Source organism: Pseudomonas sp. Tul2A7 (assembly GCF_054790505.1).
Map to the genome: position 1 here is coordinate 4,833,345 of NZ_CP186499.1, position 22,548 is coordinate 4,855,892.

14 protein-coding genes are annotated in these 22,548 nt (G+C 59.9%); 6 read left to right on the plus strand and 8 right to left on the minus strand.

Annotated features, from left to right (window positions below):
- The first annotated feature begins 3 nt into the window (after nt 1–3).
- Nucleotides 4–2,661 carry an aminopeptidase N gene (gene pepN, locus ACOYXJ_RS21750; protein WP_460371353.1) on the plus strand — a complete coding sequence of 886 codons (2,658 nt, stop codon included), beginning with the start codon at nt 4–6 and terminating at the stop codon, nt 2,659–2,661.
- Between the two features lie 386 nt (nt 2,662–3,047).
- Here pepN and katG read toward each other — a convergent pair whose 3' ends face one another.
- Nucleotides 3,048–5,318, minus strand: coding sequence for a catalase/peroxidase HPI (katG, locus tag ACOYXJ_RS21755; protein WP_460371354.1), 2,271 nt, complete (start codon nt 5,316–5,318; stop codon nt 3,048–3,050).
- Between the two features lie 281 nt (nt 5,319–5,599).
- Between katG and ACOYXJ_RS21760 the strand changes: the two genes are divergently transcribed.
- Entirely contained in the window at nt 5,600–5,995 is a 396-nt protein-coding gene (locus ACOYXJ_RS21760; protein WP_460371355.1) for a hypothetical protein, read from the plus strand.
- Nucleotides 5,996–6,070: 75 nt separating this feature from the next.
- Here ACOYXJ_RS21760 and ACOYXJ_RS21765 read toward each other — a convergent pair whose 3' ends face one another.
- Nucleotides 6,071–8,281 (minus strand): LTA synthase family protein, encoded by a 2,211-nt coding sequence (locus tag ACOYXJ_RS21765; protein ID WP_460371356.1) that lies wholly within the window; start codon nt 8,279–8,281, stop codon nt 6,071–6,073.
- Nucleotides 8,282–8,689: 408 nt separating this feature from the next.
- On the opposite strand from ACOYXJ_RS21765, the gene ACOYXJ_RS21770 reads away from it, so the two are divergent.
- Nucleotides 8,690–9,706, plus strand: coding sequence for an ABC transporter substrate-binding protein (locus tag ACOYXJ_RS21770; RefSeq protein WP_460371357.1), 1,017 nt, complete (start codon nt 8,690–8,692; stop codon nt 9,704–9,706).
- A 118-nt stretch (nt 9,707–9,824) separates the two neighbouring features.
- Nucleotides 9,825–10,529: a hypothetical protein gene (locus tag ACOYXJ_RS21775; RefSeq protein ID WP_460371358.1), complete on the plus strand. Its 705-nt coding sequence runs from the start codon at nt 9,825–9,827 to the stop codon at nt 10,527–10,529.
- A gap of 26 nt (nt 10,530–10,555) precedes the next feature.
- Here the strand turns inward: ACOYXJ_RS21775 and ACOYXJ_RS21780 are convergent, their stop codons facing one another.
- Complete coding sequence (locus tag ACOYXJ_RS21780; protein ID WP_150794990.1) at nt 10,556–10,762, minus strand: helix-turn-helix transcriptional regulator; 207 nt, start codon at nt 10,760–10,762, stop codon at nt 10,556–10,558.
- Nucleotides 10,759–11,133, minus strand: a complete 375-nt coding sequence (locus ACOYXJ_RS21785) for a hypothetical protein (RefSeq protein ID WP_186614901.1) — start codon at nt 11,131–11,133, stop codon at nt 10,759–10,761. Before ACOYXJ_RS21785 ends, ACOYXJ_RS21780 begins: the two co-directional genes overlap by 4 nt.
- 233 nt (nt 11,134–11,366) lie before the next feature.
- On the opposite strand from ACOYXJ_RS21785, the gene ACOYXJ_RS21790 reads away from it, so the two are divergent.
- A complete protein-coding gene (locus tag ACOYXJ_RS21790; protein ID WP_460371359.1) occupies nt 11,367–11,864 on the plus strand; it encodes a hypothetical protein in 498 nt (165 codons plus the stop codon).
- 74 nt (nt 11,865–11,938) lie between these two features.
- Here the strand turns inward: ACOYXJ_RS21790 and ACOYXJ_RS21795 are convergent, their stop codons facing one another.
- The 4 genes from ACOYXJ_RS21795 to ACOYXJ_RS21810 all read right to left on the minus strand — a co-directional run bounded on the left by ACOYXJ_RS21795 (nt 11,939) and on the right by ACOYXJ_RS21810 (nt 15,403).
- On the minus strand, nt 11,939–12,418 hold the full coding sequence (locus ACOYXJ_RS21795) for a copper chaperone PCu(A)C (RefSeq protein ID WP_460371360.1): 480 nt from the start codon (nt 12,416–12,418) through the stop codon (nt 11,939–11,941).
- Nucleotides 12,418–13,023 carry an SCO family protein gene (locus ACOYXJ_RS21800; protein ID WP_008079652.1) on the minus strand — a complete coding sequence of 202 codons (606 nt, stop codon included), beginning with the start codon at nt 13,021–13,023 and terminating at the stop codon, nt 12,418–12,420. Before ACOYXJ_RS21800 ends, ACOYXJ_RS21795 begins: the two co-directional genes overlap by 1 nt.
- Before the next feature lie 157 nt (nt 13,024–13,180).
- Nucleotides 13,181–14,575, minus strand: coding sequence for an efflux transporter outer membrane subunit (locus tag ACOYXJ_RS21805; protein ID WP_460371361.1), 1,395 nt, complete (start codon nt 14,573–14,575; stop codon nt 13,181–13,183).
- A 33-nt stretch (nt 14,576–14,608) separates the two neighbouring features.
- Nucleotides 14,609–15,403 (minus strand): helix-turn-helix transcriptional regulator, encoded by a 795-nt coding sequence (locus ACOYXJ_RS21810; protein ID WP_150794994.1) that lies wholly within the window; start codon nt 15,401–15,403, stop codon nt 14,609–14,611.
- Between the two features lie 477 nt (nt 15,404–15,880).
- Here ACOYXJ_RS21810 and ACOYXJ_RS21815 point away from each other — a divergent pair, with 477 nt between their 5' ends.
- Nucleotides 15,881–22,291, plus strand: coding sequence for an amino acid adenylation domain-containing protein (locus tag ACOYXJ_RS21815; protein WP_460371362.1), 6,411 nt, complete (start codon nt 15,881–15,883; stop codon nt 22,289–22,291).
- The last annotated feature ends 257 nt before the right edge of the window (nt 22,292–22,548 follow it).

The following is a 22,548-nucleotide window of genomic DNA, read 5'->3' on the forward strand; positions in this document are numbered from 1 at the left end:
AGCATGCGCACCGAACAACCGAAGATGATTTACCTGAAGGACTATCAGGCGCCCGAGTACCTGATCGACGAAACACACCTGACCTTCGAGTTGTTCGAGGATCACAGCCTGGTGCACGCGCAGTTGGTCATGCGCCGCAACCCGGCGTGTGGCCCGGGCCTGCCGCCGCTGGTGCTCGACGGCCAGCAGCTGGAATTGCTCTCGGTGACCCTGGCCGATAAAGAGCTTGGCGCTGCTGACTATCAATTGTCTGAAAACCATCTGACCCTGCAGCCGACCGCCGAAACCTTCACGGTCGACACCAGCGTCAAGATCCACCCGGAAACCAACACCGCACTGGAAGGCCTGTACAAGTCCGGCACGATGTTCTGCACCCAGTGCGAGGCCGAAGGTTTCCGCAAGATCACCTATTACCTCGACCGCCCGGACGTGATGAGCAAGTTCACCACCACCGTGGTCGCCGAACAGCACAGCTATCCGGTGCTGCTCTCCAACGGCAACCCGATTGCCTCGGGCCCGGGCGAAGACGGCCGGCACTGGGCAACCTGGGAAGACCCGTTCATGAAACCGGCGTACCTGTTCGCGCTGGTGGCCGGTGATTTGTGGTGCGTTGAAGACAGCTTCACCACCATGACCGACCGCAACGTCGCATTGCGCATCTACGTCGAACCGGAAAACATCGACAAGTGCCAGCACGCGATGACCAGCCTGAAGAAGTCGATGCGCTGGGACGAAGAGGTTTACGGTCGCGAGTACGATCTGGACATCTTCATGATCGTCGCCGTCAACGACTTCAACATGGGCGCGATGGAGAACAAAGGCCTCAACATCTTCAACTCCAGCGCTGTGCTCGCTCGCGCCGAAACCGCCACCGACGCTGCACACCAGCGCGTTGAAGCAATCGTCGCCCACGAATATTTCCACAACTGGTCGGGCAACCGCGTGACCTGCCGCGACTGGTTCCAGCTGTCGCTGAAAGAAGGCTTCACCGTATTCCGTGATTCCGGCTTCTCCGCCGACATGAACTCGGCCACGGTCAAGCGCATTCAGGACGTGGCTTATCTGCGCACCCATCAGTTCGCTGAAGATGCCGGCCCGATGGCCCACGCCGTGCGCCCGGACAGCTTCATCGAGATCTCCAACTTCTACACCCTGACCGTGTACGAAAAGGGTTCGGAAGTGGTCGGCATGATCCACACCTTGCTCGGCGCTGAAGGTTTCCGTAAGGGCAGCGATCTGTACTTCGAGCGTCACGACGGTCAAGCGGTCACCTGCGACGATTTCATCAAAGCGATGGAAGATGCCAACGGCGTCGACCTGACCCAGTTCAAGCGCTGGTACGGCCAGGCCGGCACGCCACGTCTGGCGGTGAGCGAGTCTTACGACGCTGCCGCGAAAACCTACAGCCTGACCTTCCGCCAGAGCTGCCCGGAAACCCCGGATAAAGTTGAAAAACTGCCGTTCGTGATTCCGGTCGAACTCGGCCTGCTGGACAGCCAGGGCAACGAGATTGCCCTGCGTCTGAGCGGTGAAGCGTCGGCGCAAGGCACCACCCGTGTGATCTCGGTAACCGAAGCCGAGCAGACCTTCACCTTCGTCGACATCGCTGAACAACCGCTGCCATCGTTGCTGCGTGGCTTCTCGGCGCCGGTGAAACTGAGCTTTCCGTACAACCGCGATCAACTGATGTTCCTGATGCAGCACGACAGCGACGGTTTCAACCGCTGGGATGCCGGCCAGCAACTGGCGGTGCAGGTACTGCAAGAGCTGATTGGTCAGCAGCAGAAGGGCGAGAGCCTGAAGCTTGATCCGCGTCTGGTCTCGGCACTGCGTACGGTGTTGTCGGACGAATCGCTGGATCAGGCGATGGTCGCTGAAATGCTGTCGTTGCCGGGTGAGGCGTACCTCACTGAAATCAGCGAAGTGGCGGATGTCGATGCGATCCATATCGCTCGCGAGTTCGCGCGCAAGCAACTGGCCGAAGGCTTGTTCGAGGCGCTGTGGCTGCGTTATCAGGCCAACCGTGACCTGTCGAAAAAGACCCCGTATGTGGCCGAGGCTGAGCACTTTGCTCGTCGCGCGCTACAGAACATTGCGCTGTCGTACCTGATGCTTAGCGGCAAACCGGAAGTACTGGCAGCGGCGCTCGAGCAATTCGAAAGCGCCGACAACATGACCGAGCGCTTGACGGCGCTGGCGGTGTTGGTCAACTCGCCGTTCGAAGAGCAGAAAGCCTTGGCGCTGGCCAGTTTCGCCGAGCACTTCAAGGACAACCCGCTGGTCATGGATCAGTGGTTCAGCGTGCAGGCCGGCAGCACCTTGCCCGGCGGTCTGGAGCGGGTGAAAGCGTTGATGCAGCACCCGGCGTTCAACATCAAGAACCCGAACAAGGTGCGTGCACTGGTCGGTGCATTTGCCGGGCAGAACCTGATCAACTTCCACGCGTCCGATGGCTCGGGTTATCGCTTCCTCGCGGATCTGGTGATCGAGCTGAACGGCTTCAACCCGCAGATTGCTTCTCGCCAATTGGCGCCGCTGACTCGCTGGCGCAAATATGACGATGCGCGTCAGGCCTTGATGAAGGGCGAGCTGGAGCGGATTCGGGCGTCGGGGCAGTTGTCGAGTGATGTTTATGAAGTGGTGAGCAAGAGCTTGGCTTGATGGTGTATTGGAGTCGGTGTTCCAGTTGTGGATCGGCCCTCACCCTAACCCTCTCCCAGTGGGAGAGGGGACTGACCGAGGTGTCTTTGCGCTATACACCGACCTGAAAGTCCGGAGTCGAACTCAGGATCTGAAAAGCCCCTCACCCTAACCCTCTCCCAGTGGGAGAGGGGACTGACCGAGGTGTCTTTGCGCTATACGCCGACCTGAACGACCGAGTCGAACTCAGGACTTGAAAAGCACGAAGATCGGCTCCCTTTCCCCCTCGCCCCCCTGGGGGAGAGGGCTGGGGTGAGGGGGTAGGATTCACGCATCACCACAAAACCCAAGCCGTACACACAAAAAAACGCCGCATTAAAAAATGCGGCGTTTTTATCTACCGAAAATTACTTCAAATCAAACCGATCCAGATTCGTCACCTTCGTCCAAGCCGCGACAAAGTCCTTAACAAACTGCTCCTTCGCATCCGAACTGGCATACACCTCAGCCAGCGCCCTTAATTGCGCATTGGAACCAAACACCAGATCAACCCGCGTCGCCGTCCACTTCACGCTGCCGGTTTTACGGTCGCGTCCTTCGAACTCATCCGCATCCCGTGACGTTGGCTTCCACTCCACCCCCATGTCCAGCAGGTTGGTGAAGAAGTCATTGGTCAGCGCCTCGGTCTGCGAGGTGAACACACCATGCCGGGTCTGCCCGACATTGGTGTTCAACACCCGCAAACCACCCAGCAGCACGGTCATCTCCGGCGCGGTGAGGGTCAGCAGTTGTGCCTTGTCGATCAGCAGCGCCTCGGCCGACACGGTGTATTTGCCCTTGCTGTAGTTGCGGAAACCATCGGCAATCGGTTCAAGGAAGCCAAACGAGTCGACGTCGGTTTGCTCTTGGCTGGCGTCCGTACGCCCTGGACTGAACGGCACGGAGACGGAGTGCCCGGCGTTTTTCGCTGCTTGCTCAATCCCGGCATTCCCTGCCAACACGATCAGGTCTGCCAACGAGACTTTCTTGCCCGCGCCGCCGCCATTGAACTCGTTCTGAATGCCCTCAAGGGTTTGCAGCACTTTGGCCAGTTGCTCAGGCTGGTTGGCTTGCCAGAACTTCTGCGGCGCCAGACGCAGACGACCGCCGTTGGCGCCGCCGCGCTTGTCTGAACCGCGGAACGTCGAGAGTGCCGCCCAGGCGGTGGAGACCAGTTGCGACACCGACAGGCCTGAGGCGAGTACTTTGCTTTTCAGCGCTGCGGCATCGTTGTCGTCGATCAGTGGGTGAGTGACATCGGGAATCGGATCCTGCCACAGCAGTTCTTCGTTCGGCAGTTCCGGGCCGAGGTAGCGCGACAGCGGGCCCATGTCGCGGTGGATGAGCTTGTACCAGGCGCGAGCGAAAGCATCGGTCAACTGATCCGGGTTGGCGAGGAAACGCCGCGAGATCTGCTCGTAGGCAGGGTCGAAACGCAGCGCAAGGTCGGAGGTGAGCATGGTTGGCGAAAGCTTTTTGCTCGGATCATGGGCATGCGGAACAGTGCCGGCACCGGCGCCGTTTTTCGGAATCCACTGATGCGCACCCGCAGGACTTTTGCTCAACTCCCACTCGAAACCGAACAGGTTTTCCAGGTAGTTGTTACTCCACTTCGTCGGTGTGGTGGTCCAGGTCACTTCGAGGCCGCTGGTGATGGTGTCGCCACCCTTGCCGGTGCCGAACGCGTTGCGCCAGCCGAGGCCCTGTTCTTCGAGGCCAGCCGCTTCCGGCTCAGGCCCGACGTTATCGGCAGGGCCGGCGCCGTGGGTTTTGCCGAAGGCGTGACCGCCGGCGATCAACGCGACGGTTTCTTCATCGTTCATGGCCATGCGGCCAAAGGTTTCGCGAATGTCGTGGGCCGAGGCCACTGGATCGGGATTGCCCTCAGGGCCTTCCGGGTTCACGTAAATCAGGCCCATCTGTACGGCGGCCAGCGGATTTTCCAGATTGCGTTCGCCCTGATCGGTGCGGCTCTCTTCTTTGCCGTGCAAATCCGGCTCGGCCACCAGCGTGCCGTCACCGGGCTCCTGCATGGCGGACTTGTCTTTGCCATAGCGGCTGTCGCCACCCAGCCATTCGTGCTCGGAGCCCCAGTAGACGTCCTCATCCGGTTCCCACACATCGGGGCGGCCACCGGAGAAACCGAAGGTTTTGAAGCCCATGGATTCCAGCGCAACGTTCCCGGTGAGAACGATCAGGTCAGCCCAGGAAATATTGCGGCCATATTTCTGCTTGATCGGCCATAGCAGGCGGCGGGCCTTGTCGAGACTGACGTTGTCCGGCCAGCTGTTGAGCGGCGCAAAACGTTGCTGGCCGGAACCGGCGCCACCACGGCCATCGGCGGTGCGATAGGTGCCGGCGCTGTGCCAGGCCATACGGATGAAGAGGGGGCCGTAATGGCCAAAGTCGGCCGGCCACCAGTCCTGGGAGTCGGTCATCAGCGCGTTGAGATCTTGTTTCAGTGCCTGGAAGTCCAGGCTTTTGAAAGCTTTGGCGTAGTCGAAATCCTTGCCCAGCGGGTCGGACTTGGGCGAGTGCTGACTCAGGATTTTCAGGTTGAGTTGATTCGGCCACCAGTCACGGTTCGTCGTACCACCACCGGCGGCGTGGTTGAACGGGCATTTCGATTCGTTTGCCATGTTCGGGTCCTTATCAGGTCTGCTACGGCCGGCTCGTGCCGACTTCGGACTAGTAAGGCTAGACCCGACTTGGGAAGTCAGCTAATAGGCCGACTATTGGAGGGTGATAGGCAAAGTCTTTCGCAAGGCCGCTGCTTTCGTCATGAGCAAGAAAATCTTTATTTCAAAAGCGTCTAAAGAACTGTCATTTATGACAGTTGTTGTGGAAGTGCCAGCAGCTTACTTTTCAGTCAGGCGGATGTTCCATCCGTCTTATTGCAGGCTATTGAAAGGAGAAGATCATGCAGATTGAAATCAGCTCTCTTTTGCACAGAAAAAAAGCGGGGAAGGGAAGCTTTGATGCGAGCGTTGACAAACAACCGTTCCTTAAAAGCGATACGGTCTTGTTTCAACAGGGCGTCACAGATTTTTTCATTATCGGGATGGCTGATAACAATGAAAATCTTGTCGGCTTTTCTGTTCCGGTTTCCTTGGAGGGCAGTGGACCTCATGTCGTGAAGTACTATACCGGGACGCTTGAGTGGCAAGTCACGATCGAGGGTGTTGTGCATGCCGTTGAGGCAGGTTCGGTAACTGTCACCTTCAAAAATGATCGTAACAGTGTCGAAGGGGCCGTCGATTTTTTACTACCCGGTGGACGGAAAGTGAGCGGGGCCTTCGATATTGCGAAGGGGTGAGTCGAGAAAAAATGCAGGCGCACTCTGAAAGCGCCTGCATGACGCAATGATTTTAGAAAATGCTAAAACTGCTGCTTAACTGGATTGGGCTGTCGTGTCTTCCAGAACCTCCTCCAGCAGATCTTCCTGCCCCGGCAATTCAGTGATCACACTGAAGTCCGTCACTTCAACCGCACCCAACCCATACCCCAGCAAATGGAAAGAAAACGCTTTGCGCTCTTGCGGGTTGTCGAAGCTGAAGTTCATTTCCAGTGGCTGCTCGGCGGTTGCGACCATCTCCTGTGGCAAACCGATCTGCACGTCCTGTTCAAACTCTTTGGCCTTGAGCTGAATGTACGCCGCCTGCTGCGGATCGACCGAGCGCACGGTCAGGCGCACGCGGGTGTGCGAGCCTTTGGGCATTTCCAGGTACTGCGCGCCGATCAGGTTGTCGGCCCAGTCATCGTTGATCTGCGCTTGCAGCGGGATGACGTTGGTGCTGCCGAACTGATAGCGATGATTGAGCGGTGTGCGCAGCAGCGAAAGGTCGAGGGCGTTGGCGCGAGCAGCGATCTGCCGGGCCGGGTGGCCGCTGTAGTTGCCTTTATAGGTAGCTTTTTCGGCGATGAACCCGGCGCTTTCGTAGTAGCGGCAGCGGCGCGGCATGTCGCATTCGGAGAAGATGCCTTGACCATTGTGATAGCGCAGCTTGCCGTTGGTGAACGACATGATTTCGCGACCGGTATCGTAGTCGCGAAACAGTGAGCGGCCGCTCAGTGCGGTGGGTACCGGCAAGTCGAAATAGTCGAGGATCGAGGCGCTCAGATCGACGTGGCCGTAAACCCCGGCATTCAGGCGCGGCAGTTGTTCATGCTCCGGCGCCAGGGTCAGATTGAAGCCCCACGAAGAGGCCAGGCGCACGCCGTCGATGCCGTGGGATTCGTCCGAGGTGATCACCACCAGCGTGTCTTTCAGAACGCCCTGGCGTTCGAGGCCGCTGAGGAACTGTTCCAGCGCATCGTCGAGATAACCGACGGCCGCCTGTTTTGGCGTTTCGTAGCGCTCCAGATATTCCTCGGGCGCGGAGTAGGGCTGATGCGTGCCGACGGTCAGCAATGTCAGCATCCACGGCTGCTTCTGCTTTTTCAGTTGGCCGACATAGTCCAGCGCACCTTCGAAAAACGCCTTGTCATCCTTGCCCCACAGGAACTCCAGATAGTTGCTATTGCTGAACCATTCCAGGCCATGAGTCGCATCGAAACCGATGTGCGGCATGATCTTGTCTTTGGCCATGAAGCGCAGCCCGGCACCTTGTAAATAGTGCGTGCTGAAGCCGTGATCACGCAGTTGTGCCGGCAGGCAGGCCTGATTGCGCTCGTTGAGGGTGAGCATCTCCACGCCTTTGGGCGTGCCGTTGTTGAGTTTGTCGTAATCGCCGCAAAGCATCGCGTACAGACCGCGAATGGTCTGGTGCGTGTGCAGCACGTAATCCGGAGTGTTCATGCCGCGCTCGGCCCAGCGGCTGAGGTTGGGCATCAGGTCTTCCTGATAATGGCTGCCGATGGCCTCGCGGTTGGCGCGGATATAGGCGCCGGGAATGCCTTCCAGGGCGATGACCAGCACATTGCGCGCTTGCCCCGGTGCGGCCAACAGTTTCTGCCCATTGAGGTCGACATCGGTGAGCCCGGCCATGGCCGGCGCGGGTTCTTCGACATCACCGTCCAGCCATTCCTCGCCCCGAATCTGCAGATCGGCGACCTCGGTGGCCAGCAACTGGTGCGGCAGGTTGTACTGGCGCCATGGATCGGCTTCGCTCGGCCACAGGTTCTGCGCGCCCCAGTGCGCGGCGAACAGTACCAGCGGCACACTCCAGACAGCGCGGGGCAGGGGCGGACGCGGCATGCCACGGCCCGTAAATTGGGCCAGCAGCCATAACACCAGAGCCAGCAGCAAAGTGATGCTCAGCGCCGGATGCGCCAGCCCGCCACCCGTGGAATTTTCCACGAACTGCGGATCGATCAGGTAATGAATGTCCGAAGGCGTCGGCAGACGACCGACGGCGCTGACCAGTTCAGCGGTCGCCACCGCCAGCAATCCCCAGAACAGCAATACCGGCAAGGCCAGCCACCACGCCCGGCGATGCAGCAATACCACCAACAGGCTGCCAATGGCCAGGTCCGACAAATAACCCAGCGGTGCCGACCAGCCCAGTGCCGCACGCAGGCACACCGGCACAATCAGCACGAGAAAGATCAACGAAAAGAGGCGGGCATGTGGCTGCCGCAACCGGTTAAAAAGAGCGCTCACAAAAAAGACCTTCCAGCCATTAAATCGTCATAAAAGTGTGCGCGATGATACCAAGGGTGGACTGTCTGATCGCCCTTTTAAACGCTCAACTGATGCGCTGGTACGCGAGCTCTCGAAGGTGATGTCGCGTCTGCAGCCCTCACCGGCCCTCGGGTCAAACGGCAATCGGCGATATTGCCCCCGACGGATTTATTGTTTCAGGCTGTTTAAGCCGCCTAACCATCACCGGTATCCAATAGAGGAGTTGCGCAACGCTGCGGTCTTTTTAATCCTCAGAATCAAAAAGCTCGCATCCTCATTCCGCTCAACAACCCGTGCTATCGATATGCGATAAAGATATTTAATTTCTGTTTTTTATATCTATAAAGTCAGTCCTTTCAGCAAACCACCCCATGCTGCGAGGTTGTCATGGCCACACCGTTCAAACGTTCCGCACTGACTCTGTTGGCCGCTTCTCTGGCAGCCAGTGTGCTGTTCAGCACCGGCGCTCAGGCCGAGGGCAAGATCAGCATTGCCCAGCAATTCGGCATCGGTTACCTGATTCTCGATGTGGTACGCGACCAGAACCTCATCGAAAAACACGGTAAGGCGCAGGGCCTCGACATCAAGGTCGACTGGAACAGCATCTCCGGTGCCACGGCGATGAACGAAGCGTTGCTCACCGGATCGCTCGACGTGGTTTCCGCCGGTGTACCGCCGATGCTCACCGTGTGGGATCGCACCAAGGGCAAACAGAACGTCAAAGCCATTGCCGCACTGGGGTCGATGCCCAACTATTTGTTGACCAACAATCCGAACATCAAGACCCTCAAAGACTTCACTGACAAGGACCGGATTGCCGTGCCTGCTGCCGGCGTGGGCTTCCAGTCGCGTACTTTGCAGATCGAAACCGCGAAGGAATTCGGCGACGCCCAATACAAGAAATTCGACGACATCTCGGTCAGTCTGCCGCACCCCGATGCGACGGCGGCCCTGATTGCCGGCGGTTCGGAAATCAACTCGCACTTCTCCAGCCCGCCGTTCCAGTACCAGGCGTTGCAGAATCCCAACGTGCACAAAGTGCTGAGTTCCTATGACGTGCTCGGCGGCCAGGCGACGTTCAACGTGTTGTACACCACGGAAAAATTCCACGACGAAAACCCGAAAACCTACAAGGCGTTCTACGACGCGTTGGCCGAGGCCGAGAAGATTATCAAGGCTGATAAGCCGGCGGCGGCTCAGGCGTACATTCGTGTCGAACAGTCGAAGTTGCCGTTGGCCCTGGTTGAGCAAATCGTCAAGGACCCGGAAATCGATTTCACCGTGGTGCCGCAGCGTACGTTCATCTACGCAGAGAAGTTGCAGGAGCTTGGCGTGCTGAAGAACAAGGCCGACAGCTGGAAGGATTACTTCTTTGAAGAAGCGTATGGTGGCGCGGGGAGCTAAGTGGGCGATTGATGACGAGGGGGCGTGGCGTTCTGGACAGGGAGATGGCCACTTAGTAGCATTCGCGGCCTATGGATTTCTATCCCGAACGTCGGTCGACGCATCAAGGACCCCCCCAATGCACAAGTTCACCCATGGCGATCTGACCGTTGACTTCACTGTGTTGAGCGGTGAAGTGGTGGGCAGCGAGAAAATGAGCGAAACCCACATCACCTCCACCGGTGGTAACGGACAAGTCAACAGCCTTGGCCAACCTGTCGCACTTCAGATCAACACTGTGTTGGTCGTCAATCATGAGTTCTGGATCAAAACGGCCGACGGCATCGAACACGATATCCATTTGCGCGGTCTCGATATTCCTCTGCGCAGCGGGCAGGACATTTCGCTGATCAGCGCCGTCAGCAACGATGGCAAGACCGTTTTGCACACTCACCTGCAAAACCAGGCCTCAGCCAAGACATATCAGATTCGCGATGGCAAGGCGCTGAACACCGAACTCGAACTGTCGCCGTTTCGCTGGAAGCCCTTGCTGATTGCCTTTGCCCTGTGGATCGGCATCGGTTTCGTTTCAGGCGTACTGGGTTTTCTGGTGGGAGCGGGCTACTACATTTATCAGTGCGTCAAAGGCTCCAAGCGCAAGAAGCTGCTGATCACGGCACTGGATAGCTTTCTTGCCCAATTGAATCAGCGGGTCGAAAGCCAATATCACGCACCGCTACCTGCCCAGGCACAAGCGCCCGATCAGCCCGAGGTGCAGGCACCGACCCAGCCCGCAGCCGTGACCAGCATCAATGTGCGCAAGGCGTTGTCACGCAACGGCTGAGCCCGTCGTCGAGCCGCGTGCGACGGTCAGTCGCGCGCAGGTTCGCCATCATCAAAAATGCTTTCAATCGGCATCTCGAACGCCCGGGCAATCTGAAAGGCCAATGGCAGGCTCGGGTCGTAGCGTTCGTTTTCAATCGCGTTGATGGTCTGGCGCGACACGTTCAGGCGTTGCGCCAGATCGACTTGCGACCACTTGCGCTCGGCGCGCAATTCCTTGAGGCGGTTTTTCATTGGTAGCGGCGTCGCGCAATTTGCAGGCCGACAATCCACATCAGCCCCATCACCGGCCACACACACGTCCACGGAATGTGCGGAGCACCGACGTTTTCCAGAAAACCGTAGCTGAAGGTCAACAGTGCCGAGGCGGCGAAGGCAAACCCCAAGGCTTCGAACTGGATGCGCAGATGCATTTCGTCCATGCGCCGCATATTGCGCACGATGGCCCAGCACATCAGGCCTGCAGGAAGGATCGGGGTCAGTGCGACGGCCGAGCGCAGCACGATGGGGGCGTCCATCAGGTATTGCGAGGCAATCAATGAAGCAGTCAGCACCAGCATGTAGATGATTAATGCAGCGCCCAATTCGAGGTAGTACCGGTTCATTCTTTACTTCCTATGTAAAAGACCCTTTACATGGTCGCCGAAGACTTATCCGATGTAAAGCACGCTTTCCATCATGGCTGGTAGCCGCGAACACACTCATGCCGGAGGATTTCGCGTAGGTCAGCAGCTTAGGGTCACGCTTTCTGGACAGCGTAATAACCACTCAGTAGCATTCGAGCCAAACGGATTATCCCTTCGCACGTCGTCCGACGTGGAACGCTCAAGGAATCGACATGCGCGACACCCCCATCGACCAAAAACGAACGGTCGTGACCCAGGTCAACGGCGAGATTCACTATGAAGCCCAGATCAGTTTCAGCTCCATGTCGCTCGTCGATGGCGAAATTCGGGTGCATCGTGCTGAAGGCAATCAGCTAGACGTTCCTGTGGCCGGGGCGGATTTCGCTTGGCGCATTGATCTGGATGGGGTGCATAGAGTACCGGTGACGCAGGCAGCGGTTGAACCGGAGGAACCGCTGCCTGTCGATGACAGTTTGAAGTTGTTCACCTCGAAAAACGTATGGATCACCCTCGGGCTGTGGTTCTTCGTCAGTTCGGTGTTCGGTTGGCTGGGGATTGTGGCGGCAGGCGGATATCTCGGTTACCAGTGGCGTGAGGTGGAAAAGCGCAAGGAACAGTTGGCCAAGGCAACCGTCGTTGAAGCCGTGCCCCGTTCCGGCTCGGGGATGTCACGGGAAAGCGTGCGCAGGGCATTGGCCCGCAAGCGTTAATTCGGCACACATCAAAAAAAAGGGGCGGCCCGATCATCGATCAGGCCGCCCCTTTTTATTGCCGCTCAGTCAGATCAGTGCATTTTGCTGTGATCGTGACCTTCCATGCTGGTCAGCGCGCGCACCGGCGCTTTGACTTCGATGGTTTCTTTCTCGCCTTTGGCGTTCTCGACGGTCAGGGTCAGCGGCACGCTTTCGCCTTCTTTCAGTTGACCGTTCAGGCCCATCAGCATCACGTGGTAGCCGTTAGGATCAAGCTTCACGGCTTTGCCGGCTGGCAGCTCGACGAACTTCACCGGGCCCATGCTCATGACGTCATTCTTCATGCTCATTTCGTGGATCTGCACGTCTCGGGCCGCTGGGGTGGCGACGCTGAGCAGCTTGCTGTCGCTGTCAGCGGTGAGGGTCATGAACGCGCCGCTGGCGGACTGGGTTGGCACGGTGGCACGGACCCAGGCGTCGTCGACTTTGGTCTGCGCGGACACTTGGAACGCCAGGCCCAGCAGAGACAGGCCGATGACAGCGCGTTTGATGTGGTTCAGAACAGGTTGCATCAGCAAACCTCCATAACAGTAAGCAAATCTTCCGTGCATTGTTCTGCCGAAAGCGAGGTGGACAGACCCAGGCGCAAGCCGCCGTTGGAGTCGTAAACGTAACTGGTGGCAGTGTGCGAGATGGTGTACGTGTCGCCGGCCGGGACTTTCTCGTAGAACACGTCGAACTCCTTGGCGGTGGCCGCGGTTTCCTCAAGCGTGCCGTACAGCGCAACGAAGGTCGGGTCGAAGGCTTTCATGTAGGCGTCGAGGATTTCCGGGGTGTCGCGCTCGGGATCGAGACTGATGAAGATCACCTGCAAACGATCGCCATCGGCGCCCATCAGCTTCTTGATTTTTGCCGCGCGGGCCAGAGTGGTCGGGCAGACTGCCGGGCACTGGGTGAAGCCGAAGAAGACCATCGGCATCATGCCGCGAAAGCTCGACAGCGTCATGGTTTCGCCGTCGGTGTTCTTCAGTTTGAAGGTGCGCCCCATGATCTTGTTACTCAGATCCTTGCCGTACTTGTACGACAGTTGGCCGCGGGTGTCGCAGCCGGCGAGCAGGCCTAGCCCGAGCACGCCCATTCCCGCAAGCACCTTGCGGCGAGTCAACAAAGCCGTCATCTAATACCGCCTTTTGCAGCCCGTCAGTCAGCAGGACTGGCGGGGGGTTAACCGTAAAAGCGGCGCATGATACCAAACTGAGGGCAGAGGCCGGCCACGGATCGCCGCACGGCACAGGATCGAGCGACAAAAGGTGTAAGAAAAAGTGACGACGGACTCACTGCACCCGCGAATCCTCAACGCTCCAGCCACCGCCCAGCGCGGTGTACAGATTGACCTCGGCGACCAGTTGCGCAAGACGATCGGTGATCAGACCTTGCTGCGAACTGAACAGCGAACGCTGCGCATCAAGGAACGTCAGGCTGCTGTCGACGCCATTCTGATAGCGGTTCTGCGCCAGGTTGTAGTAGGTCTGCGTGGCCTCGACCAGATCACGCTGTGCCTGCAATTGCTGCTGATACGTGCTGCGCGCGGCGAGGCCGTCGGCGACTTCCTGAAACGCGGTCTGAATGGATTTTTCGTATTCGGCCACCGCCACGTCTTTCTGCAACTTCGAATAATCCAGACTCGCGCGCAGGCTGCCGGCATTGAAGATCGGCAGGCTGATCTGCGGCTGAAACGTCCAGGCCCCGGAACCGGCGCCGAACAAGCCGGAAAGGTCTCGACTGGAGGTGCCGGCATTCGCCGTCAGGCTGACGCTGGGGAAAAAAGCCGCGCGCGCTGCGCCGATATTGGCGTTGGCCGCTTTCAGTTTGTACTCCGCTTGAAGAATGTCCGGACGCCTTTGCAGCAGATCCGATGGCAAACCGGCCGGCAGTTGTTGCACCAGATCGCTGGCCAGTGGTCGGGCGGGCAGGGTCTCGGGCACGGGCGCGCCGACCAGCAAGGTCAGGCTGTTCAGGTCCTGAGCGACCTGACGCTGATAGCGCGCCAGATTGGCCCGTGAGCTGTCGACGCTGGTTTTGGCCTGCGCCTGCTCCAGCGCCGACGATTTGCCGGCCTCGCGGTTGCGCGTGGTCAGGTGCAGGCTCTGTTCATCGGCGGCGAGGGTCTCGCGAGTGAGAACCAGCAGCTCCTGATCGGCACGCCAGGTCAGGTAGGCGTTGGCGACGTTGGCCACCAGACTCAGCTCGGCACTGCGCCGCGCCTCTTCAGTCGAGAGCCAGGTCTGCAAGGCCTCCTCGCTGAGGCTGCGCACGCGACCGAAGAAGTCCAGCTCATAAGCGCTGATGCCGAGATTGACCGAGTACGTCGAATTGATCAGCGCCTTGCCTTGGGTCACGCTCGGCGGCATGCGCTGGCGCAGCTCATTGGCATTGGCCGACACCGCCGGCAGCAGGTCGGCGCGCTGAATGCGGTATTGCGCCTGGAACGCTTCGACATTCAATGCCGCCACGCGCAAGTCACGGTTGTTGACCAGTGCGCTTTCAATCAGCTGCTGCAACGCCGGATCAGTGAACAGCGTGCGCCAGTCCTCGCTGCTCGTTGCAGCCTGTGTCGCTGTCGGATACTGCGCAGCGGTGGGTGAAGCGGGGCGCTGATACTCGGGAATCAATGAACAACCGCCCATCAGCACCGCGATGGACAGCAGGGAAAGTCGCAACGTCAACATCGAACTGCCTCATGCATGTAAAGAGCGTTGTGCTCAGGCCCCGGCCATCCATTTCGCCAGACCATGGCGACCACTGACGCCGAGTTTGGCCGTGGCGCGTTTCAGGTACGTCTCGATCGAGCTGTTTTTCACCCGCAGTTTCTCCGCCATTTGCGGCACGGTGCCGCCGGTCAACAGGCCCAGGCAGACTTCTTTCTCACGCACCGACAAGGCGATGTCGCTGATCGCCAAGCGCTCATCGAATACTTGCGCCAGCGGAGCCTGATCCAGCTCGGCCAAGGGTTGGCGTGGCTGTTTGGCGAGGGATTGTCGACTGATTTGCGCATGTCGTTCTATCAGCGGCAGCAGGGTGTCGGACAGGTGCTTGAGAAACGACAGCTCCGGCAGAGAAAAAACTCGCTGGGTGTGCGGACGGTAAAACGAGATGACGCAGCGGCGGTTTGAAGTGCGCGACACCAGGTTGCACTGATGCACGCTGTGCTGCGGATGACGCGGTAGCAGTGAGGCTTTCAACTGAATCAGCAACGAGTCATTCATTTCGATTATTTTCTGCAACAACGGATGATCGTCCAGTCTCTCCAGCGAATCGGGCGGGGGGAAAGTCTGCGGTAAGCCGGCACTGCCCAAAGGCTTGATTTCAACCACGCTGGCCTGACGTTCATCGAGCGTCCACTCACTGAGATCGACCCGATTGACCGGCACCAGCGTGTCGACCAACTGGAACATGTTCGTGGCGAAGTGATCATCGCCGGTGCTGGCAATCAGCTCACCCAGTTGCCAGTAGAAATGCGGGTTTTCCATATTGCGAATACTGCCGGTCAGATTCATATCCTTGTCATCCCTGGTTCAGAACCCTCACTGAATCGTCTGCCGATTATGCAAAAGCCACCCACGCCGTCATTTCTCCTTGAACACGATCTGGAGCGGGATTTAAGCCTATGGATTTGTCCTACGTCTGTAGGGGAAAACAGGGACACAAAGTGCCACTATTTCTGATTGTTGGCGCCGGGGTTCTGACGGTGTTGATCACTGGCATATCGGCGAGCGTGACTGTTCAGTCACGCTCAAGCCCCGGAAAACGGGGCGATGGTGAATTCTGATCGGTGGCGCTCGGGCAAATGGCGGCGCTGGTATGTGGCTTTTTTCCTACAAGCTTTTCAGTATTTCCTCTCCGAATTTTTAGACCTTGCCTGCGATAAGCACGCCCATGGCGCGTATCAGGGTGTTGGTTGTCCGGGTTTCAGGTGTCATGTCGGTGGCGGGGCCGATGCTTGAATACCGGCAAAATTTCATGAGAAGGATCTTATGCAGCCTACTTCTGCCAACGTGGCGGGCGATCTGTCCGTGCCTGTCGAGACATTCGCGCTGACTGCCGCCCAACGGGATATCTGGCTGGACCAACTCAGCCGCGGTGATTCGCCGCTGTATAACATTGGCGGTTACGTCGAACTGAGCGGGCCGCTGGATCCGGCATTGCTGCAATCGGCGCTTGAATCTCTGGTGGCAGCGAACGACGCCTTGCGCATCGTGCTGCTGGCGGACGTCGGTCACGACGGGCTGCCGTTGCAAGGGTTCGCACAGACGCTGCCGGTGGTCATGCCGCTGTTTGATTTCAGCGGGCATCCCGATCCCCAGTCGGCAGCCCGGGCGCTGGTCGAAGCGCAGATGACGCAGGCCTTTGTGATGAGCGGGCAAGCGTTGTTCCGCTTCAGTCTGATTCGCCTCGATCGGCATCGCCACTGGTTGGCGGCCCAGGCCCATCACTTGATCATCGATGGCTGGGCGTTCGCGCTGCTGTTCAAGTCGGTGGGCGAGATCTACAGCGCGTTGTGCCGTGGCGAGCATCCGCGCAGGGCGGCACCGTCCTATGTCGGCTTTATCGAAGATGACGCGCGCTACCATCAATCACCCCGCTATGAACGTGATCAACGCTATTGGCTGGACAAGTACCGCAGCCTGCCTGAACCCTTGTTGATTCCCCGTCATCGCGAACCCCTTGAGCCTGAAGCGGCGCCCAGTCGCATCCACGTCGAGGCTTTTCCTGCGTTGTTGCACGAGCGCATGAAAGACGCCGCGCGGCACCTCGGTGGTTCGGCCTTTCATGTCTTGCTGGCGGCGCTGCATGTGTATTTCAGTCGTACCGCGCAGCGTGATGAGTGGGTGGTCGGCTTGCCGATTCTCAATCGCTCCGGTGCCCGCTTCAAAAGCACCTTGGGCTTGTTCACCCAGGTCAGTGCAATGCACATGGGGTTTGGCCGGGCGCTGTCATTTGGCGAATTGATCAAGGCAATCGGCGATAGCCTGAAGCAGGATTTTCGCCATCAACGCTACCCGTTGAGCGAGATGAACCGCGCGCTGGGTCTGTTGCGTGAAGACCGAGCGCAACTGTTCGAGTTGTCGGTGTCCTACGAGCAGGACGACCATGATTATCGCTACGGTGAGGCGTCGGGACACTCGGTCAAGGTCTCCAACCAGCACGAGGCGACTCCGCTGGCCCTTCACCTGCGCAGCAACCGTTACAACGACAAGGCCTGGCTGCATCTGGTGTACTCGCCGGCCTATTTCTCGGCTGACGAGATTGCGTCGTTGACCGAGCGCTTGTTGCTGATTCTGGAGCAAGGTCTGGAATGCCCGGCACTGGCGCTAGCCGATTTCAACCTCAATAGCCCGGCAGAGCTGGCCCTGCTCGATGAGTGGAACGACACCCGTGTCAGTTATCCGCAAGGCCCACTGATTCATCAGCGATTCGTATCCCGAGTGGCCGAACAACCGGACGCCGTGGTCGCGACGTATCAGGGACGAACCCTGAGCTATGCCGAACTGAACCAGCAAGCCAATGCGTTGGCTCATCATCTTCTGGGCCTCGGCGTACGGCCCGATGACCGGGTTGCGATCGTTGCCCGCAGAGGCCTGGAGGCGCTGGTCGGGCTGCTGGCGATTCTCAAGGCTGGCGCCGCTTACGTCCCGATCGACCCGGCGCATCCGCACGAGCGCCTGAGTTATCTGCTCGGCGACAGCGCTCCGGTGGCGCTGCTGACGCAAAGTGATTTGCGTGATCGCTTGCCCGCCACAGCGCTGCCAGTGATCGAGCTTGATCGCCGAGAATGGTCGCTCGACAACGTGACCGATCCCGACGTGCCGGGGTTGACCACCAGCCACCTCGCTTATGTGATTTACACCTCCGGCTCGACCGGCTTGCCCAAAGGCGTGATGGTCGAACACCGCACGCTGGGCAATCTGGTCGACTGGCACTGCGCGGCATTCGGACTCGCTCCCGGGCAGCACACCTCGAGTCTGGCCGGCTTCGGTTTTGACGCGATGGCCTGGGAGGTCTGGCCGGCGCTGTGTGCCGGGGCGACGTTGCATTTGTCACCCGCGAGCGAAGGCAACGAAGACATCGACGCGCTGCTCGACTGGTGGCGGGCGCAGCCGTTGGATGTCAGCTTTTTGCCAACACCGATTGCCGAATATGCCTTCAGCAAACAACTCGCTCACCCGACCTTGCGCACCTTGCTGATCGGCGGTGATCGTCTGCGCCAGTTCAACCGTGCGCAGGGTTTTGCGGTGGTCAACAATTACGGGCCGACCGAGGCCACGGTGGTCGCCACCTCGGGGTTGATCACGCCGGGGCAGGCGTTGCACATCGGCAAACCCGTGAGCAATGCCACCGCGTATTTGCTCGATGATCAGCAGCGTCCAGTGCCGATCGGCATCATCGGTGAGCTGTATGTCGGCGGTGCCGGGGTTGCCCGGGGTTACCTGAGTCGTCCGGATCTGACGGCCGAACGCTTCCTCGACGACCCGTTCAGTGCACAGCCGGATGCGCGCATGTATCGCACCGGCGACCTTGCCCGTTGGCGCGCCGACGGCAACCTTGAGTACATCGGTCGCAACGATGACCAGGTGAAAGTCCGTGGCGTGCGTGTCGAACTGGGCGAAATCGAAGCCGCTCTCGTCAGCCATGATGCGGTGCAGGAAGCCGTGGTGCTGGTGCGCGACGGTCAACTGTTGGCATGGTTCACCGAGCGCGAAACGCTGGACATCCTGCAACTGCATGCGCACCTGACATCGCGTTTGCCAGCCGCCATGCTGCCGGCCGCCTACATCCGCCTGGCGACGTTGCCGCTGACCGCCAACGGCAAACTTGATCGCCAAGCCTTGCCGGCACCGGGGCCGGAAGCGTTGATCCGTCGTCAGTACGAGGCGCCGCAGGGTGACGTAGAAATCGCCCTGGCGCAGATCTGGGCCGAGGTTTTGCAGGTCGAACGGGTAGGGCGTCACGACCACTTCTTTGAGCTGGGCGGGCACTCCTTGTTGGCCGTCGGCCTGATCGAGCGCATGCGCCAGATCGGCATGAGCAGCGACGTTCGCGTGCTGTTCAGTCAGCCGACACTGGCGGCGCTGGCTGCAGCGGAGGGCAGCGGTCGCGAAGTCGAGGTGCCGGCCAACTGCATTCCTGCCGATTGCACGCGCATCACGCCAGACCTGCTGCCACTGGTGCAACTGGAACAGGCGATGATCGAGCGTATCGTCGCAACCGTGCCGGGCGGTGCCGCCAATGTGCAGGACATCTACCCCTTGGCGCCGTTGCAGGAAGGCATTCTCTATCACCACATCACCGCTGCGCAGGGCGATCCGTACCTGCTGCAATCCCTGCTGGCGTTCGACAGCCTCGAGCGGGTCGAGGCCTTCGCCGCTGCGCTGCGTCAGGTCATTGCACGGCACGACATCCTGCGTACGGCGGTGGTTTGGGAAGGGCTGACGTCACCGGTTCAGGTCGTTTGGCGCGAGGCCATTTTGCCGGTGCAGGAAGTCGAACTTGACCCTGCTGGCGGCGCAATCATCGATCAGTTGTACCAGCGCTTCGACGCGCGGCGTTATCGCCTCGATGTCAGTCAGGCGCCGCTGCTGCGCCTGATGTATGCCCGTGATCCCGCGCACAACCGGGTGGTAGGTATCCTGTTGTTCCATCACTTGGCGATGGATCACATTGCGTTGGAGGCGATGCGCGAAGAAATTCACGCCAGCCTGTCCGGGAGCGCCGAACCGCTGGCGGCACCGGTGCCGTACCGCAACTATGTGGCGCAGACGCGATTGGGTGTCAGTGAACAGGAGCATGAAGCGTTTTTCCGCCAGATGCTCGCTGACATCAATGAGCCGACCTTGCCGTTCGCTTTGCAGAATGTGCAGGGTGACGGCAGCAACATCGAGGAGGCCGAGCAAGCACTGACGAGCGATCTTTATCAACGTCTGCAACAGCAGGCGCGTCTGGCCGGCGTCAGCGTCGCCAGCCTGATCCACCTCGCCTGGGCGCAAGTATTGGCGGCAACATCCGGGCAGCCAAGCGTGGTATTCGGCACGGTGCTGATGGGGCGCATGCAGGGCGGCGCGGGTGCCGATCGGGCGCTGGGGGTGTTCATCAACACCTTGCCGCTGCGGGTCGATGTCGGCGAGGGCGCGCGCGCAGCGGTGAAATCCACCCATGCACGGCTGACCGCGTTGCTCGCCCATGAGCACGCCTCTTTGGCGCTGGCTCAGCGTTGCAGCGGCGTTGCTGCGCCAGCGCCGTTGTTCAGCGCCTTGCTCAACTATCGGCACAGCGATGACGCCGAGCAAACAACCTCCCGGCAGACCTGGCAGGGCATCGAGACACTGGCCAACGAGGAGCGCACCAATTACCCGTTTACCCTGAGTGTCGATGACCTCGGCACAGGCTTGCGTCTGACCACCCGAACCTTGTCGAGCATCGGTGCGCAGCGGATTTGCGCTTACGTGCAGTCGGCGCTGAGCGGTTTGGTCGAAGCGCTGGAGACCACGCCGCAGCGGCCGCTGAATAGCCTGCCGTTGTTACCATCGGAAGAACTGCAACGGCTGCTGATCGAGTTCAACGATACGGCAGTCGACTGCCCGCTGGACCAGCCACTTCAGGCGCTGTTTGAACAACAGGTGCAGCGCAAACCGAATGCCATCGCCGTGCAATTCGCCGGGCAAATCCTGACCTATCGCGAGCTGAACGAGCAGGCCAATCGTTTGGCTCATCATCTGCGCGGGCTCGGAGTACAACCGGATTCGCGAGTCGCAATCTGCGTCGAGCGCGGGCCGGAACTGGTGATCGGTCTGCTGGGCATTCTCAAGGCCGGCGGTGCCTATGTGCCGCTCGACCCGGATTATCCGCTGCAACGCCTCAACTACATGTTGCAGGACAGCGCACCGGTTGCGCTGCTGGTGCATGCGGCGACGCGCGATCTGCTCGGTGAGGCGGGCGTGCCGCTGATCGATCTCGACCTCGGTGCATGGCAGGAGCAGCCGCACGAAAATCCGCAGGTACCGGGTCTCGGCGCGGCGAACCTGGCCTACATGATCTACACCTCCGGCTCCACCGGTACGCCAAAAGGCGTAATGATCGAGCACCGCAGTGCCTGCAACATGGTGCACTGGGGCTCGCAGTTGTCGCCGCCCACTGAACACGGCGCGTTGCTGCAAAAGGCCCCGTACAGTTTCGACAGTTCGGTGTGGGAGATCTTCTGGCCGCTGTGCTCGGGCATGCGCCTGGTGCTGGCGCGGGCCGACGGCAATCGCGATTCGGCGTATGTCACGCAAGTGATCCGCGAGCAGAACATCACGGTGGTCAAGTTCGTGCCGGCGTTGTTGCAGCAGTTCATCGAACAGGACGACGTCAGCCAGTGCACCAGCCTTACCGATGTGCTCAACGGTGGCGGCGAGTTGACCGTTGCGCTGGCCCGGCAAGTGCGCGAGCGCCTGCCGTGGGTGCGTCTGCACAACGTCTATGGGCCGACCGAAACCACAGTCGACAGCAGCGGCTGGACGCTGCAACCCGGCGAGCCGGTGCCGCCGACGCTGGTGCCGATCGGCAAGGCCCTGAGCAACACGCGCCTGTATGTCCTCGATGCCTGCGATCAGCCGGTGCCGCTTGGCGTCAGTGGTCATCTGCACATTGGTGGAGTGGGCGTGGCGCGCGGCTATCTGGGCCTGCCGCAATTGCAGGCCGAGCGCTTTATCGACAGTCCGTTCGTGGCCGGTGATCGCTTGTATCGCAGCGGTGATCTGGTGCGTTACGGCACCGATGGCAACCTCGAATTCCTCGGCCGCAACGACTTTCAGGTCAAGCTGCGCGGGGTGCGTCTTGAGCTGGGTGAGATTGAAGCGCGGCTGCTTGAACACCCGGCCATCCGCGAGGCGGTGGTGCTGGTGCGCGATGAGCGGCTGGTGGCTTATTACAGCGTGCGTGCCGAGCAGGCTGCACCGACGCTGGAAGCATTGCGAGCGCATGTGTTGGCGCAGTTGCCGGAATTCATGGTGCCTGGCGCTTACGTGATGCTGGCGGCGCTGCCCTTGACGCCCAACGACAAAATCGATCGCAAGGCGTTGCCGGAACCGGGGGCGGAGGCGTTGCTCAGCCGGCCTTATGCGGCTCCCGAAGGCGACGTCGAAACGGCCCTGGCGCAGATCTGGGCGCAGGTGCTCAACGTCGAGCAGGTCGGGCGTGACGACAACTTCTTCGAGCTGGGCGGGCATTCGCTGTTGGCGGTCAGTCTGGTCGCGCGCATGCGTCTGGCCGGGCTGCATGTCGACGCGCGCACGCTGTTCAGCCAGCCGACGCTGGCCGCGCTGGCGGCCCAGACCTCGCGGCAGGCCAAGCAGGTCGAGATCGCCCAGACCACCATCCCGAGCCTCAATCGAAAACGCCGTCTCTGACCGTCGGACACAAAACCTGTGGGAGCGAGCCTGCTCGCGAAGGCGTTGGTTCAGTCAACGTTGATGTCGACTGACACACCGCTTTCGCGAGCAGGCTCGCTCCCACAGGGGGCTTGCGGTGCTCAAGCGCACGGCTTGTCCCCGCTTCCCATGTCAGACACCCACGCCCCGATGTTTTAGTTTTTCCAGGCTGCGCGCCGCGTGCACGGACTCGCTGCTGCGCGCTCCTTTTTTCCGTATTTACAGCAGGTTACCTC

Coding starts and splice junctions, on each gene's coding strand:
- ACOYXJ_RS21785 (WP_186614901.1), bottom strand. CDS start 11,133: ATGAACCGGTACTACCTCGAATTGGGCGCTGCATTAATCATCTACATG.
- ACOYXJ_RS21775 (WP_460371358.1), top strand. CDS start 9,825: ATGCACAAGTTCACCCATGGCGATCTGACCGTTGACTTCACTGTGTTG.
- ACOYXJ_RS21770 (WP_460371357.1), top strand. CDS start 8,690: ATGGCCACACCGTTCAAACGTTCCGCACTGACTCTGTTGGCCGCTTCT.
- ACOYXJ_RS21790 (WP_460371359.1), top strand. CDS start 11,367: ATGCGCGACACCCCCATCGACCAAAAACGAACGGTCGTGACCCAGGTC.
- ACOYXJ_RS21760 (WP_460371355.1), top strand. CDS start 5,600: ATGCAGATTGAAATCAGCTCTCTTTTGCACAGAAAAAAAGCGGGGAAG.
- ACOYXJ_RS21800 (WP_008079652.1), bottom strand. CDS start 13,023: ATGACGGCTTTGTTGACTCGCCGCAAGGTGCTTGCGGGAATGGGCGTG.
- katG (WP_460371354.1), bottom strand. CDS start 5,318: ATGGCAAACGAATCGAAATGCCCGTTCAACCACGCCGCCGGTGGTGGT.
- ACOYXJ_RS21795 (WP_460371360.1), bottom strand. CDS start 12,418: ATGCAACCTGTTCTGAACCACATCAAACGCGCTGTCATCGGCCTGTCT.
- ACOYXJ_RS21805 (WP_460371361.1), bottom strand. CDS start 14,575: ATGTTGACGTTGCGACTTTCCCTGCTGTCCATCGCGGTGCTGATGGGC.
- ACOYXJ_RS21810 (WP_150794994.1), bottom strand. CDS start 15,403: ATGAATCTGACCGGCAGTATTCGCAATATGGAAAACCCGCATTTCTAC.
- pepN (WP_460371353.1), top strand. CDS start 4: ATGCGCACCGAACAACCGAAGATGATTTACCTGAAGGACTATCAGGCG.
- ACOYXJ_RS21815 (WP_460371362.1), top strand. CDS start 15,881: ATGCAGCCTACTTCTGCCAACGTGGCGGGCGATCTGTCCGTGCCTGTC.
- ACOYXJ_RS21780 (WP_150794990.1), bottom strand. CDS start 10,762: ATGAAAAACCGCCTCAAGGAATTGCGCGCCGAGCGCAAGTGGTCGCAA.